This is a genomic window from Thalassovita sp. (genome assembly GCF_965218685.1).
Classification (GTDB): Bacteria; Pseudomonadota; Alphaproteobacteria; order Rhodobacterales; family Rhodobacteraceae; genus Thalassobius.
Genome location: NZ_OZ244657.1, coordinates 172,718 through 186,622, shown reverse-complemented (window position 1 = coordinate 186,622; position 13,905 = coordinate 172,718). Strand labels below are relative to the sequence as shown.

General features: G+C 59.0%; 16 protein-coding genes and 1 tRNA gene. 9 read left to right on the top strand and 8 right to left on the bottom strand.

All coding sequences use genetic code 11. The features are described from left to right. The first annotated feature begins 23 nt into the window (after window positions 1-23). The 3 genes from ettA to ACOQOQ_RS01020 all read left to right on the top strand — a co-directional run bounded on the left by ettA (window position 24) and on the right by ACOQOQ_RS01020 (window position 2,522). The gene (gene ettA, locus ACOQOQ_RS01030; RefSeq protein WP_420568306.1) at window positions 24-1,679 is read left to right on the top strand and encodes an energy-dependent translational throttle protein EttA; all 1,656 of its coding nucleotides are present in this window, start codon (window positions 24-26) and stop codon (window positions 1,677-1,679) included. Window positions 1,680-1,847: 168 nt separating this feature from the next. Next, window positions 1,848-2,213, top strand: coding sequence for a hypothetical protein (locus tag ACOQOQ_RS01025; protein ID WP_420568305.1), 366 nt, complete (start codon window positions 1,848-1,850; stop codon window positions 2,211-2,213). A 105-nt stretch (window positions 2,214-2,318) separates the two neighbouring features. Further along, window positions 2,319-2,522: a hypothetical protein gene (locus tag ACOQOQ_RS01020; protein WP_420568304.1), complete on the top strand. Its 204-nt coding sequence runs from the start codon at window positions 2,319-2,321 to the stop codon at window positions 2,520-2,522. Between the two features lie 76 nt (window positions 2,523-2,598). Here ACOQOQ_RS01020 and ACOQOQ_RS01015 read toward each other — a convergent pair whose 3' ends face one another. After that, window positions 2,599-2,802 carry a YgaP family membrane protein gene (locus tag ACOQOQ_RS01015; protein ID WP_420568303.1) on the bottom strand — a complete coding sequence of 68 codons (204 nt, stop codon included), beginning with the start codon at window positions 2,800-2,802 and terminating at the stop codon, window positions 2,599-2,601. A 169-nt stretch (window positions 2,803-2,971) separates the two neighbouring features. Here ACOQOQ_RS01015 and ACOQOQ_RS01010 point away from each other — a divergent pair, with 169 nt between their 5' ends. From ACOQOQ_RS01010 to ACOQOQ_RS00995, 4 genes are all read left to right on the top strand, one after another. Further along, a complete protein-coding gene (locus tag ACOQOQ_RS01010; protein ID WP_420568302.1) occupies window positions 2,972-3,379 on the top strand; it encodes a universal stress protein in 408 nt (135 codons plus the stop codon). Window positions 3,380-3,484: 105 nt separating this feature from the next. Beyond that, a complete protein-coding gene (locus ACOQOQ_RS01005) occupies window positions 3,485-3,748 on the top strand; it encodes a zf-TFIIB domain-containing protein (protein ID WP_420568301.1) in 264 nt (87 codons plus the stop codon). Window positions 3,749-3,862: 114 nt separating this feature from the next. Further along, window positions 3,863-5,665, top strand: a complete 1,803-nt coding sequence (gene lepA, locus ACOQOQ_RS01000) for a translation elongation factor 4 (RefSeq protein ID WP_420568300.1) — start codon at window positions 3,863-3,865, stop codon at window positions 5,663-5,665. Window positions 5,666-5,784: 119 nt separating this feature from the next. Beyond that, on the top strand, window positions 5,785-6,267 hold the full coding sequence (locus ACOQOQ_RS00995) for a cytochrome b (RefSeq protein ID WP_420568299.1): 483 nt from the start codon (window positions 5,785-5,787) through the stop codon (window positions 6,265-6,267). A 69-nt stretch (window positions 6,268-6,336) separates the two neighbouring features. Here the strand turns inward: ACOQOQ_RS00995 and ACOQOQ_RS00990 are convergent, their stop codons facing one another. The 6 genes from ACOQOQ_RS00990 to ACOQOQ_RS00965 are packed head-to-tail and all read right to left on the bottom strand — an operon-like array spanning window position 6,337 to window position 10,970. Next, window positions 6,337-7,182: a class III extradiol dioxygenase family protein gene (locus tag ACOQOQ_RS00990; protein ID WP_420568298.1), complete on the bottom strand. Its 846-nt coding sequence runs from the start codon at window positions 7,180-7,182 to the stop codon at window positions 6,337-6,339. Window positions 7,183-7,194: 12 nt separating this feature from the next. Further along, window positions 7,195-7,554, bottom strand: a complete 360-nt coding sequence (locus ACOQOQ_RS00985; RefSeq protein WP_420568297.1) for a protocatechuate 4,5-dioxygenase subunit alpha — start codon at window positions 7,552-7,554, stop codon at window positions 7,195-7,197. Between the two features lie 60 nt (window positions 7,555-7,614). Beyond that, window positions 7,615-8,502: an amidohydrolase family protein gene (locus ACOQOQ_RS00980; protein ID WP_420568296.1), complete on the bottom strand. Its 888-nt coding sequence runs from the start codon at window positions 8,500-8,502 to the stop codon at window positions 7,615-7,617. Next, window positions 8,499-9,554 (bottom strand): 4-oxalomesaconate tautomerase, encoded by a 1,056-nt coding sequence (locus ACOQOQ_RS00975; RefSeq protein WP_420568295.1) that lies wholly within the window; start codon window positions 9,552-9,554, stop codon window positions 8,499-8,501. The genes ACOQOQ_RS00980 and ACOQOQ_RS00975 overlap by 4 nt, the downstream gene beginning before the upstream one ends. After that, on the bottom strand, window positions 9,547-10,239 hold the full coding sequence (gene ligK / locus ACOQOQ_RS00970; RefSeq protein ID WP_420568294.1) for a 4-carboxy-4-hydroxy-2-oxoadipate aldolase/oxaloacetate decarboxylase: 693 nt from the start codon (window positions 10,237-10,239) through the stop codon (window positions 9,547-9,549). The genes ACOQOQ_RS00975 and ligK overlap by 8 nt, the downstream gene beginning before the upstream one ends. Beyond that, window positions 10,236-10,970: a PIG-L deacetylase family protein gene (locus tag ACOQOQ_RS00965; RefSeq protein ID WP_420568293.1), complete on the bottom strand. Its 735-nt coding sequence runs from the start codon at window positions 10,968-10,970 to the stop codon at window positions 10,236-10,238. Before ACOQOQ_RS00965 ends, ligK begins: the two co-directional genes overlap by 4 nt. Window positions 10,971-11,099: 129 nt before the next feature. Between ACOQOQ_RS00965 and ACOQOQ_RS00960 the strand changes: the two genes are divergently transcribed. Both ACOQOQ_RS00960 and ACOQOQ_RS00955 read left to right on the top strand, forming a co-directional pair. Further along, complete coding sequence (locus ACOQOQ_RS00960) at window positions 11,100-12,323, top strand: LysR family transcriptional regulator (protein ID WP_420568292.1); 1,224 nt, start codon at window positions 11,100-11,102, stop codon at window positions 12,321-12,323. A gap of 148 nt (window positions 12,324-12,471) precedes the next feature. Then, entirely contained in the window at window positions 12,472-13,416 is a 945-nt protein-coding gene (locus ACOQOQ_RS00955) for a Gfo/Idh/MocA family oxidoreductase (protein ID WP_420568291.1), read from the top strand. Between the two features lie 329 nt (window positions 13,417-13,745). Here ACOQOQ_RS00955 and ACOQOQ_RS00950 read toward each other — a convergent pair. Beyond that, a tRNA-Thr gene (locus ACOQOQ_RS00950) sits at window positions 13,746-13,820 on the bottom strand. Window positions 13,821-13,905 lie beyond the last annotated feature (85 nt).

Genomic DNA, 13,905 nt, shown 5'->3' with positions numbered 1-13,905 from the left:
TCACCCACCCGGAGCGACAACAGATGGCATCCTACCAGTACGTCTATCATATGCAGGGGGTCTCGAAGACCTATCCTGGCGGCAAGAAATGTTTCGAGAATATCCACCTGTCCTTTCTTCCCGGTGTGAAAATCGGTGTGGTCGGTGCCAACGGCGCCGGTAAATCGACCCTGATGAAAATCATGGCCGGTCTGGACAAGGACTTTACCGGCGAGGCCTGGGCAGCCGAGGGCGCCAAGGTTGGCTATCTGCCGCAGGAGCCCGAGCTGGACACCAGCCTGGACGTGCGCGGCAACGTGATGCTGGGCGTGGCTGAAAAAAAGGCCGTCCTGGACCGCTATAACGAACTGGCAATGAATTACTCGGACGAAACCGCCGAGGAAATGGCGACCCTGCAAGACGAGATTGACAGCCAGAACCTGTGGGATCTGGACAGCCAGATCGACGTCGCGATGGAGGCCCTGCGCTGCCCGCCCGATGATGCGGATGTGACAACCCTGTCGGGCGGTGAGAAACGCCGTGTTGCCTTGTGCAAGCTGCTGCTGGAAGCGCCCGACATGCTGTTGCTCGATGAACCAACCAACCACCTGGACGCTGAAACCATCGCCTGGCTGCAACAGCACCTGATCGACTACAAGGGCACCATCCTGTGCGTCACCCACGATCGTTATTTCCTGGATGACATCACCGGCTGGATTCTGGAGCTGGATCGCGGCCGCGGCATCCCCTACGAAGGCAACTACTCGGCCTGGCTGGAACAGAAAGCCAAGCGGCTGGAGCAAGAGGCCAAGGAAGACAAGGCCAAGCAAAAGACGCTGGAACGCGAACTGGAATGGATGCGTGCCTCGCCCAAGGCGCGTCAGGCCAAATCCAAGGCTCGTATCAACGCCTATAACGAAATGGCCAACATGTCCGAGCGCGAGAAGCTGTCGCGCGCTCAGATCATCATCCCCAACGGCCCGCGTCTGGGCCAGAAGGTGATCGAGGTCAACGGCCTGTCCAAGCACATGGGTGACAAGCAGCTGATCGAGGGTCTGGACTTCAGCCTGCCGCCCGGTGGCATCGTCGGTGTGATCGGCCCCAACGGCGCGGGTAAAACCACACTTTTCCGCATGCTGACCGGTCAGGAACAGCCTGACGAGGGCACCGTCGAATACGGCGATACCGTCAAGCTGTCCTATGTTGATCAGAACCGCGACGACCTGGACCCCAATGAAAACGTCTGGGAGGCAATCGCCGACGGTCAGGACATTATCAAACTGGGCGACGCCGAAGTGAACGCGCGGGCCTATTGCTCGGCCTTCAATTTCAAAGGTGGGGCGCAACAGAAAAAGGTCTCGCTGCTGTCCGGTGGTGAGCGTAACCGTGTCCACATGGCGCGCCTGCTGCGTTCGGGCGGGAATGTGCTGCTGCTCGATGAACCGACCAACGATCTGGACGTAGACACCCTGCGTGCATTGGAAGACGCGCTGGTCGATTTCGCTGGTTGCGCCGTGGTCATCTCGCACGATCGCTTCTTCCTTGACCGGATTTGTACCCACATCCTGGCCTTCGAAGGCGACGCGCATGTGGAATGGTTCGAGGGCAACTTCGAAGACTATGAAGAAGACAAGAAACGCCGCCTGGGCGCCGACGCGCTGGAACCGAAGCGGATCAAACACAAGAAATTCACCCGCTAGGCGAGTTGAATTCTTACTAGGGGCGGTCTTCGGACCGCCCTTCCCATTTTTGCGGCCGGGCGCGGTTCTCCAAAAAACGGGCGAAACGTGCTATAGTACGTTATGCTTCGACGTCTCTCGCTCCTCTTCGCCCTTCTGGCCGCGCCGATACACGCTCAGGGTATCCCCGTGGGGCAGCTACAATGCCAGTCCACCTATGCCGGGCAGGCTTTCAATGGCGTTATAGAGTTCCAAATCATGCAACTGGCCGGAGAGGTCGGCGTGGGCAATGCCGGAGCGCGGCATCAAATCCTGATGCTGGTGCGCATGGGCCGCGCCAATGAAATCCCCGGGACCCTGATGATGAACGGCCATTTCCGCAGCGCCACGTCCTTTGCCGATTTCGAGGCCACCATGGGCGGCAATCAAGGTGCCGGGGCGGTCTGGATCAACGGGGCCAATCACCGGGCCACCTACGCCAATTTCTATCTTGTCGAAGGCGGCGTAATCATGGTGACCGAAGACAATCAGCGTGTGGATTACGTCTGCACCTAAGGCAGGGTCAGCGGAATTGGGCACGGTGCCTTACTCTCGCCGCATTCCCGCGTTTACCTAAGTTTAAGGTTTTCGCTGTCGGATAGGCTCAGAAGGAGGCACAACATGGCCGTGGTTGCCCTGCTTGTTTTCAGTACGATCGGTTTTGGCTCGGCGCTTGTCGGCTTCTTTGGGCTTGGCCTGACCTTCGGCGCCGCAGTCACCGTATATCTTGGCCTGTCGATCATGGGGCCTCTGTTCGTGGTGCCCGTTGCGCATGCTCTTTCCGCGATCCTGGGGCAGAAGGGTTCGCCTGCGGCTTCGGCCTGACATTTCCTTCTCTGGAACTAAAAAGGCCGCGCGATTTGCGCGGCCTTGTCCATTTCGGAGGAAGTCGAAACAGACGTTACTGAAAAGCGCTTCCAGATTTGCAGCCCATTTTCTTGAAAACCATGGCTGCGGGGCAGAAACCGGTAAAGGACGACTGCAGCAGGTTGGCACCGACGAAGACGGTGAACCACACGAAGTGAGGCGAGACGTAAACGGTCAGTACAACGCTCAGCAGAACCATGATGCCTGCGAAACGGAACATGGCGCGGTCTATGGACATGTTGAAATCCTTTGTGTTTTCGGGGCCAGCAACTGCCAGCACTGATTGAGTTGCCAAGCAATCTATACATTCTAAAAACGGAATGCAAATAGAAAATCCACCTGACCTGTGTCAAAGCGGCCCTGGAAAATCGAAGGCAAGATACAGCCATGTGAACAGGAGGATTCCCATGTACAGCAACATTCTTGTCCCCGTGTCTTTTGATACCGAGCGCGATTCGAAAGGCGCTTTGGAGATCGCTCAGGCGCTAAGTGCCGAGGGCGCGACGATCACGCTGATCCACGTTATGGAAAGCATTCCGGGCTACGCGATCTCTTACATGCCGACCGAGTATGTCTCGGAATCGCGCATCGCCATCGAGAAAGAGCTGGCCGATATGGGCGCTAACCTGCCCAACGCAAAGGCCGTCGTGATCGAAGGGCATTCGGGGCGCACGATCGTGGATTGGGCCGAGGAAAACGGGTCTGATTGTATTGTCATCGCCTCGCACAGGCCCGGGATGCAGGATCTTCTGCTGGGTTCGACCGCCGCCAGCGTGGTGCGTCACGCCAAATGTGCGGTGCACGTGCTGCGCTGAATGGGTGGGGCTGGCAAATCCCTGCCAGCCCGCATTACGCCTCTTGAGAGGACGCGTTGGCTTCCTACATCTGTTGGGAACATATTCCCAAGGAGGTAAGCCGCAATGCAATGTCCCGTCGATGGAGCCCAACTGGTCATGACCGAACGCGCGGGGGTCGAGATCGACTATTGCCCGCAATGTCGGGGAGTCTGGCTGGACCGCGGCGAGTTGGACAAGATCATTGACCGTAGCGCGACCCAAACCGCGCCCCAGCCACAGCGCCCGAAAAGCCGGGACTACGATGATCGGGGCTATTCCAGCGGCTACTACAAACCCAAGTATAAAAAGCGCAAAAGCATCCTCAGCGAGATTTTCGATTTCGATTGATCACGGCTGTTTGCCCTTTGATTGTGAAAAACACCCTGAACGCCCCCTCTGCGGGGGCTTTCGCGCATTCAAGCCCATTGACCGCCGCGCGATTCCGCATCATATCGCTGATCCATGACCGACCTTAAGCACATCCGCAATTTCTCGATTGTTGCCCATATCGACCACGGGAAATCCACCCTGGCCGACCGCCTGATCCAATCCACCAACACCGTGGCGGATCGGGACATGAAGGAACAGCTGCTGGACAGCATGGATATCGAGCGCGAGCGCGGTATCACCATCAAGGCCAACACCGTGCGCATCGATTACACGGCGCAGGACGGTGAAACCTATGTGCTGAACCTGATCGACACCCCCGGCCACGTTGACTTTGCCTATGAGGTCAGCCGCTCGATGCGCGCTGTCGAAGGTTCGTTGCTGGTTGTGGACGCGTCTCAGGGCGTCGAAGCGCAGACCTTGGCGAACGTCTATACCGCCATCGAGGCCGATCATGAGATCGTGCCGGTGCTGAACAAGGTGGATCTGCCCGCAGCCGAGCCCGAGCGTGTGGCCGAACAGATCGAGGATGTGATCGGCATTGATGCCTCGGACGCCTGCCTGATCTCGGCCAAGACCGGCATCGGTATCCCCGACGTGCTGGAGGCGATCGTGACCCGTCTGCCCGCGCCGCATGAGGGCGACCCGGATGCCCCGCTGAAGGCAATGCTGGTGGACAGCTGGTACGACCCCTATCTGGGCGTGGTCGTTCTGGTGCGGATCATGGACGGTAAGCTGAAAAAGGGCGACCAGATCCGCATGATGCAAACTGGTGCCAAATACGGCGTTGATCGTGTCGGCGTCTTCCGTCCGCAGATGGAAAACGTGGACGTGCTGGGCCCGGGCGAAATTGGCTTCATCACCGCTTCGATCAAACAGGTCCGCGATACGCGCGTCGGCGACACGATCACCCATGATAAACGCCCGACCGCCGAGCCGCTTCCTGGTTTCAGCCCCTCGGTGCCGGTGGTGTTCTGTGGTCTCTTCCCCGTGGATTCGGCGGAATTTGAAGACCTGCGCGACGCGATTGAAAAACTGGCGTTGAACGATGCCTCTTTCAGCTATGAGATGGAAACCTCGGCTGCGCTGGGCTTTGGCTTCCGCTGTGGCTTCCTGGGGCTGTTGCACCTCGAGGTGATCCGCGACCGGATCGAACGCGAATACAACATCGAGCTGATTACCACCGCGCCATCGGTGATCTACCACGTCTTCATGAAAGACGGAGAGATGATCGAGCTGCATAACCCCGCAGACATGCCCGATCTGTCCAAGGTCGACCACTTGGAAGAGCCACGCATCAAGGCCACCATCATGGTGCCCGACGAATACCTGGGCGACGTGCTGAAACTGTGCCAGGACCGCCGCGGTATCCAAGAGGACCTGACCTATGCCGGCACCCGCGCGATGGTCGTCTATGACCTGCCGCTGAACGAGGTGGTGTTCGATTTCTACGACCGTCTGAAATCGGTGAGCAAGGGCTATGCCTCGTTTGACTACCAGATGACCGGCTATCGTCAGGACAACCTGGTGAAAATGTCGATCCTGGTGAATGACGAACCCGTGGACGCTCTGTCGGTCATGGTGCACCGCGACCGCGCCGAAATGCGAGGCCGGGCGATGTGCGAAAAGCTCAAGGATCTGATCCCGCGTCACATGTTCAAGATCCCAATCCAGGCCGCGATTGGCGGTAAGGTGATCGCCCGCGAAACGCTGGCGGCGCTGCGCAAGGACGTGACCGCGAAATGTTACGGCGGTGATGCGACCCGGAAAAAGAAACTGCTGGAAAAGCAGAAGGCCGGTAAGAAGAAAATGCGTCAGTTCGGCCGCGTGGACATCCCACAAGAGGCCTTTATCTCGGCCCTGAAAATGGACGATTGATCTAAAGCCGCCCTATCGTTGGGCGGCTTTTTCACATCTTAAGATAATAATGTAAAATACCTTCACATTCGTGTCGCAAAGGCCTAGCATACAGCCAGTGACATTGATCGGAGGCCGATATGCCCACACATTACTCACGAATTCAGATTGCCCTGCACTGGGCGGTTTTCCTGCTTATCGCATTCCAGTTCGTCGCGCATGACGCGATGGAGGAAGCCTGGGAAGTTATTGAAAAGGGGGGCACAGCTGCGCCCTCGACCATGGCTTGGGCGCATGTTGGCGCTGGGATGCTGGTTTTGGCTTTCGCTGTCTGGCGCTTGGCGTTGCGCCTGACCCGCGGAGTGCCGCCCCTGCCCAAAGAAGAGCCGCCGATGATGCAGATGGCCGCGCATGTGACCCATTGGGCGCTGTATGCGCTGATGATCCTTTTGCCGATCGGGGGCGGGATGGCTTGGTTTGGCGGCCTTGAATTCGCCGCTGAAATGCACGGCACCTTTGCGCCCGTTCTGATGGCGCTGTTCCTGCTGCATGTTGCCGGTGCGCTGTATCATCAGTTCGTTCTGAAAACCAACCTGATGGACCGGATGCGCACGCCGGGCTAGGCTTCGGTACTTACAAAGAAAAAGGGCGCTCCAACCAGAGCGCCCTTTCTTATTGCTGATCTCAGGTGCTTAGGCACATTCCAGCAGCAGCGTGCCCGCGCCGGTGTTCGAGATCGGGATGTGATAGTTGCGGGTCACCTCGGTGACGTTGTCACCCAGCGCGCCGCGCATCATCATCCACATCAGGAATTCGGTGCCCTGAGCGCCCGCTTTTTCGACCAGTTCCATCCGAGTGATCTTGGTCAGCTCTTCGGGGTTATGGGCGATGTTGTTCAGGCAGTACTGGTCGAACTCTTTGTTGATAAAGCCAGCACGTTCACCGTCCAGCTGGTGGCTCAGACCGCCGGTGCCCAGAACAACCACTTTCAGGTCCTCGGGGAAGCTTTCGATGCCTCTGCGCAGGGCCTTGCCGAAATCCAGCGCGCGTTTCAGCGTCGGGATCGGGTGCTGCACCGTGTTGGCCGAGATCGGGATCGCCTTGGGCATGTCCTCGTTATGAGGCGCGCCGGGCCAGAACAGCTGCATCGGAACCACGAAACCGTGGTCGACGGGCAATTCCTGACACGAGGTGATGTCAAACTCGTCCGACACCATCGATTCGATGATGTGCCAGCTCAGCTCGGGGTGACCGGGGAAGGGGTCCAGCTCGGGCAGACCCCAACCTTCGTCTTCGTTCTTGTATTCATGGGCCGCGCCGATCGCAAAGGTCGGCATCTGGTCCAGGAAAAAGCCCAGGCCGTGGTCGTTATAGATGTTCACGACGACGTCGGGTTTGTTGTCCTTGATCCACTGGTGAACCTTGGGATAGCCGTCAAAGAACGGTTTCCAATAGGGATCGTCATACAGCTCTTGCTGAATGGCGTTGCCAACAGCGGGGATGTGCGAGGTGGTGATACCGCCAAGAATTTTTGCCATTGTCGTATCTCCTTATGCCTGGCTCAGCAGGAATTCTTTGAACTCTTCGGTGGTGCGGCCGGTCTGCAGACCGCCAACATCCTGAACCGAAAGTTTGAAGATGCCCGCCAGTTTGGCCAGGTAGTAGATGTTGCCGCCTTCGGCGATCATGGCCAGGATGTTGCTGGACCGGATGGCGTCTTTTTGCGCCTCGGTCAGCTTGTATTTGGTCATGTAAGCTTCGGGGTCGTCCTTGAACGCCTCGCGGTTTTCAGCCTTGTTGAACGAATAGCACATCTTGTTCAGGTCATAGCCCTTCATGGCTTGCTTGCCGTCAAAGATGGTCGTTCCAGGAATGTCGATATGGTAATCGTGGCCCGGCATGTCGTGCATGGGGACTCCTCCTTCATTTGGTGCGGTCGGGCCCCGGACGATGCCGGGGCGCGGCGGCAGTTACGCCCAGTACAGACGCATAGGGTTGTCTACCAACAGCTTCTGCTGCTGTTCGGGGGTTCGCGCGATTCGGGGAATGTAGTCGACCAGAGCGCCGTCATCGGGCATGTGCGACTTCATGTTTGGGTGCGGCCAGTCCGTGCCCCACAACACGCGGTCAGGGAACCGGTCGACGATTTCAGCGCAGAAGGGCACCACGTCGTCATAGGGCGGTCCCTGCAGCGACAGACGCTCGGGGCAGGTGACTTTGGACCAGATGTTTTCGTTATCTTCCATCAGCTTGATAAAGCGTTGGAAATCGGGGTGGTCGATGCCTTTGGACACGTCAGGGCGGCCCATGTGGTCGACAACCAGAATGGTTGGCAGTTTCTCCAAGAAGGGAACAAGTTCTTCCAGATCCTGCGCTTCGAAATAGACGACAATGTGCCAGCCGAAGGGTTTGATCTTTTCAGCGATCGAGAAAAACACCTCTTGCGGGGTGGCATCGACCAGGCGTTTGACAAAGTTAAAGCGCACGCCCCGGACACCGGCGTCATGCATGTCTTGGATTTCGGCCTCGGTGATGTCGGGGCCAACGCTGGCAATCCCACGGGCCAGATCACCGGCGGCGCGGCAGGCATCGACCATGGCGCGGTTGTCCTTGCCGTGGCAGGTGGCCTGCACGATCACATTGCGCGAGAAGCCCAGGTAGTCGCGCAAGGCGAACAGCTTGTCCTTGCCCGCGTTGCAGGGGGTGTATTTGCGTTCGGGCGCAAAGGGAAACTCGGGGTAGGGGCCAAAGACGTGACAATGTGCGTCCACGGCGCCCTCGGGCAGCTTGAAGTCGGGCTTCTTGGGGCTTGGGTGGAATTCCAGCCAATCGGCGTCCATTACTTGTACTTCGGTCATGCGTAAGCTTCTCCGTCCATAAGTTTGCGCGCAGTCCGTAGGATCGCGGCAGAGGTCACGTCGCCCGCATCATTCAGCGTGGCGACGACGGTCATTTCACCGGTCGGGTGTTCGATGGGCATTGTGCGTTCCTGGCCGTCGCCCTTAGCCGCCAATTCATGGGCGGGGGCACCCTCCAGCAGGCAGGCCGTGGCCACGGACACGGCGCCCAACACGCCGATCGTTTTGTGGCAGCGATGCGGGATGAACGTCCGGGTCGAGATTACACCGCCATCGCGGGGCGCTGACACCATGGTCATCTTGGGCACCGATTTTTCGGTCACATCGCCCAGGTTCATCAGCGGGCCGCATTGCAGGCGGATCGCCTCCAACTTGGCGCGCAGGTCTTTGTTGGCTTCCAGATCCTCGGGGGTCTCTTCGCCGGTGATGCCCATGTCGCCCGCCCGCATGACCACACAGGGCATGCCGTTGTCGATCATGGTCAGCTCGATCCCTTCGATCACGTCCATGACGTTGCCAGTGGGCAGCAAAGCACCACAGCTGGATCCCGCCGTGTCCTGAAAGGCGATCGGAACAGGTGCCGAGGTGCCGGGCACGCCGTCAATGCGCGCATCCCCGGTGTAATCCACCTTGCCGCCCGGGGTTTTCACCCGCGCCACGGCCACCTGTCCGGTGTTTTCCATGTAGATCGTCACCGACGTTTCCCCGTCCGCGGCTTCAACCAGCCCGCGTTCAATTGCGAAGGGAGCAACGCCAGCCAAGATGTTTCCACAGTTTTGGGCGTCGGTGACGATCGGCTGATCCACGAAAACTTGCAGGAACAGATAGTCCACATCCACGCCGGGACGTTCGGACTTGCTGACCACTGCAACCTTCGAGGTCAGAGGGTCGGCGCCGCCCATTCCGTCGATCTGACGGATATCGGGCGACCCCATGATGCCCAGCAACAGGGCATCGCGGTCCGCCGTGTCGGCGGGCAGGTCGTCGCGCAGGAAGTACCCGCCTTTCGACGTCCCGCCACGCATCCACATTGTCCGGACGGCCTTAGACATACTTCAGGCCCTTTTCGGCCAGCCGGCCGCGCATGTTGTAGATGTCCAGGCCCAGCTCGCCTGCTTCGAAACGGGCGCGTTTCTCGGCTTCGTTGGCTTCGCGGGCGCGGGATTTCTCCAGCACTTCGGCGGCTTCTTCGCGGCGCACGACGCACACACCGTCGTCATCGGCAACGATGATATCACCGGGGTTCACCAACTCGTCGGCGCAGACAACCGGCACATTGACCGAGCCCAGCGTCTCTTTAATGGTGCCTTGGGCGAACACGGCCTTGGACCAGACGGGGAAGTCCATCTCGGTCAGGTCGCGCACATCGCGCACACCGGCGTCGATGATCAGACCCTTACAGCCGCGATGCTTGGCCGAGGTGGCCAGCAGGTCACCGAAATAACCCGCATTGCTGGGCGAGGTCGGAGCCAAAACCAGGATGTCCCCGGCTTGCAACTGCTCGATCGCGACGTGGATCATCCAGTTATCGCAGGGCGGCGCCGAGATGGTCACCGCGCTGGCGGCCAGACGCGCACCGGGAAAGATCGGGCGCATGTAGTCGGCCAGCAGACCCTTGCGGCCCTGGGCTTCGTGCACGGTTGCGACGCCGCATTCCGCCAGGCCATCAATGATGGCCTGATCTGCGCGCTCGATGTTCTGGACGACAACGCCCTGGGTGCCTACGGGATAGCTCATACCAGTTCATCCACGCAGAACGGGAAGATGCTTTCGAAGCCTTCCGCGTATTTACAGTCACGGCCACCGGCCATTCCGCCCGAGTTGCGTTTGAAGTGGTTGGCGCGCTGTTGGGCGACGCGGGTATAGAAGTCCCACAGGTGGATTTGACCCTGGTTGCATTCCATCGCTTTGCGCTTCTTTTCCCAAACGGGGGTGATGTCCAGGAAGACATTCGGCTTCCAGTGCATCTGCTCGGTCTGGTGGGGTTCAAACAGATACATCTGCGGCGCGCCCAGCACTTTCTGACCGGGGTTGTGGCCCCATGCCTGCGCGATCATGCGGCAGGTCAGCGCGAACTCGGTCGTTTTCATGTGGTCGGTGTTGTAGGGGTCCCATTTCGAGTGCGAGAACATGAACTTGGGCTGCACATCGCGGATGATGTCGACCACCTGGTTTTCGTATTCCTCGGTAAAGCGCAGCGGATAGTCGCCCATGTCCAGGAATTTGATGTCGTGGACACCCAGAGCTTCGGCGGCGTTTTCAGCTTCGCCGCGACGGTTGGCTTTCACCTCTTCCAGCGATTTGCCTTCTTTCCACAGGCGGGCGCTTTCACCGCGTTCGCCAAAGGACAGGCAAGCCACCGTCACGTTGTAACCCAGTTCCTGATGCAGGGCGATTGCCCCCCCGCACCGCCAAACGAAATCAGCTGCATGAGCAGAGATCACCAGAGCGGTCTTATTGTCAGCCATAGTCGCGCCTTTCAAATTTAGTCTGCAGATTGCGGCAACCCTAACGTTCTGGTGACTGAAATGACCATTTTGAATCCTGACAAACAGAATTTGATTTTGTTATAGTCTGGAAAAATCAGGAGCGTTCGCATGGTCATCGACTTCCCGCATATCCGCTATCTTTATGTCGTGCACGAGGTCTATCGGCACGGGCGGATCAGTGCGGCCGCCGAGGTGGTGCACGTGTCTCAGCCCGCAGCCACGCAATCCCTTGCACGGGTAGAAGAGATGTTGCGCGTCAAGCTGTTCGAGCGCCGCCCCAAGGGAATGTTCCCCACCGAGGCCGGGCGCCTGTTTGAAAAACGATTACTGCGGGTTCTGGAGTATCTTCGGCGCGGTGACAGCCTGGCCCGGAAAAAAGCCACAAGCGGCGACGAGGCTGGCACCACGCGCGGGGCGTTTCACAAATTCTGCTCGCCTGTGCAGTTGCGGGCGCTTTTGGCTGTGGCCAAGACGGGCAGTTTCAACCAGGCCGCACTGGAATTGGGGGTCAGCCAGCCGGGCGTTCATCGGGCGCTGCGCGAACTTGGGTCCCTGTCCGGCCTTACCCTGTTTGACCAGACGCGGCGCGGCGTGATCCTGACGGCTGCGGCCGATGTGTTTACCCACCATGTGCGCTTGGCCGTTAGCGAATTTCAGCAAGCGGTGTTCGAGATCAACGAATTTCTGGGCCGCGACGTGACCCGGATCAGCCTTGGGTCGCTGCCCCTGTCGCGCACCTCGATCCTGCCCGCCGCGATAGATCAGCTGGTGTCCGAAGTCGGGGCTGGCGTGCAGGTGAACTGCGTGGATGCGCGCTATCCGGCGCTGCTGAAGGACCTGCGATTTGGCGAGCTGGATTTCCTGATCGGCGCGCTGCGGTTTCCAAAACCGGCGGCGGATGTGGAACAGGAAGAGCTGTTTATGGACCGTCTGGTCGCCGTGGCCGGGCGTGATCATCCGCTGGCCAAGCGCAAAAGCGCGACGATCTGGGACACGCTGGAATACCCGTGGGTCGCCCCCCCGCGCGAGGCCCCCTCGGGCGCGTATCTGTTCGAAACCCTGCGCATTCAGGACATGCCGAACACGCCGGTGCGGCTGGTGTCGAACTCGATGATCCTGTTGCGGGGCTTGGCGGCGCGGGGCAACTATATCTCGATCGCATCCCTGCGCCAGATCGAGGTCGAAGAACAGATGGGCACACTGGTCCCGCTACCTATTGAGCTTCCTGAATCCGAGCGCCCCATCGGCCTGACCTATCGCAGCGGCTGGAGCCCGACCCCCCTGCAAAGCAGGTTTCTGGATATCATCCGCGAAAAAGCCCGCGCCAACTGAGCAGTTTTCCCGGGTCTATAACAAAAACAAATAGATTTCGCGGGCATTCGAATTCCCCGTCACTGGCCCAAGATGATAAGAGCGTCGGGGAATATCTATCGGCTCTGGCGCTATGGCGGATCCGGAACCAAGTTGAAGGGACATTAGCATGAGAATTTGCGTTGCTGGCGCCTATGGCGCGTTTGGTCTGAAACACCTGGACGCATTGGCGAACATTGACGGGGTCGAAGTGACCTCGGTCATGGGGCCGACCAAAGCCAAAATCGAAGCTCTGGCCGCCGAGCGCGGCATCGGCCACGCGGGCACCACCCTGGAAGAATGTATCGCTCGTGATGACGTCGATGCGGTGATCCTGTCGACCCCCACCCAGATGCACGCCGACCAGGCGATCGCCTGCATGGACGCCGGCAAGCACGTTCTGATCGAGATTCCGATGGCCGACAGCCTGGCCGACAGCCAGGCCGTTGTCGCCAAGCAAAAAGAAACCGGCCTGACCTGCATGGCCGGCCAGGTGCGCCGCTTCAACCCCTCGCACCAGTGGATCCACAACAAGGTTGTCGCGGGCGAGCTGACCATTCAGCAGATGGACGTGCAGACCTATTTCTTCCGTCGCACCAACACCAACGCCAAGGGCGAGCCCCGGACATGGACGGATCACCTGCTGTGGCACCACGCCTGTCACACGGTTGACCTGTTCCAGTATCAGACCGGTGGCAAAGCGGTTCAGGCATTCGGTCTGCAAGGCCCCGCGCACCCCGATCTGGGTATTGCCATGGACATGTCGATCGGCATGAAAGCTGAAAACGGCGCCATCTGTACCCTGTCGCTGTCGTTCAACAATGATGGTCCTCTGGGCACCTACTTCCGCTACATCTGTGACAACGGCACCTATATCGCCCGTTACGACGATCTGTATGACGGCAACGAAAACAAGATCGACCTGAGCGACGTCGCTGTATCCAACAACGGCATCGAGCTGATCGACCGCGAGTTCGCCGCGGCCGTGATGGAAGGCCGCAAGCCCAACGGCTGCGTGACCGACGTTATCCAGGCAATGGAAACTTTGGATGCCATCGAGAAATCGATGAGCTAATCCCGATTCGGGTGAAAATCACAAAGGGCGGGGATTTCCCCGCCCTTTTGCGTTTCAGAACACCTGACGGTCTTGGGTCTGGGCCTGCCGCGATTTCCCTGCCATCCCCACCGCCCGCAGGTGTCTGTTGAGTGGACATGGACGGGTCATTCTGAAGCAAAGAGAGGGTCAAGCGAAAGGCCCCGAAACCAGGGTGCCTAGTTCACAGGAAAACCGCCGCAGGATATCCGAAGTCAGCGACACTGTTTTATATGACCGAGCTCAAAAGTCCCAATGGGGCTGGCGTCAGTTGATATTTTTATGGGAATTTTCGGGCTTGAAAAGCGAGATGGTGCTGCTGGAGAGAATTGAACTCTCGACCTCTCCCTTACCAAGGGAGTGCTCTACCTCTGAGCTACAGCAGCGCCGGTTCGGTGTCGTCCGGTGTTGCCCGTCCGACCGTGGAGCGCTGATTAGCCCTAAATGAATCGGTACGCAAGCCCATCTGGA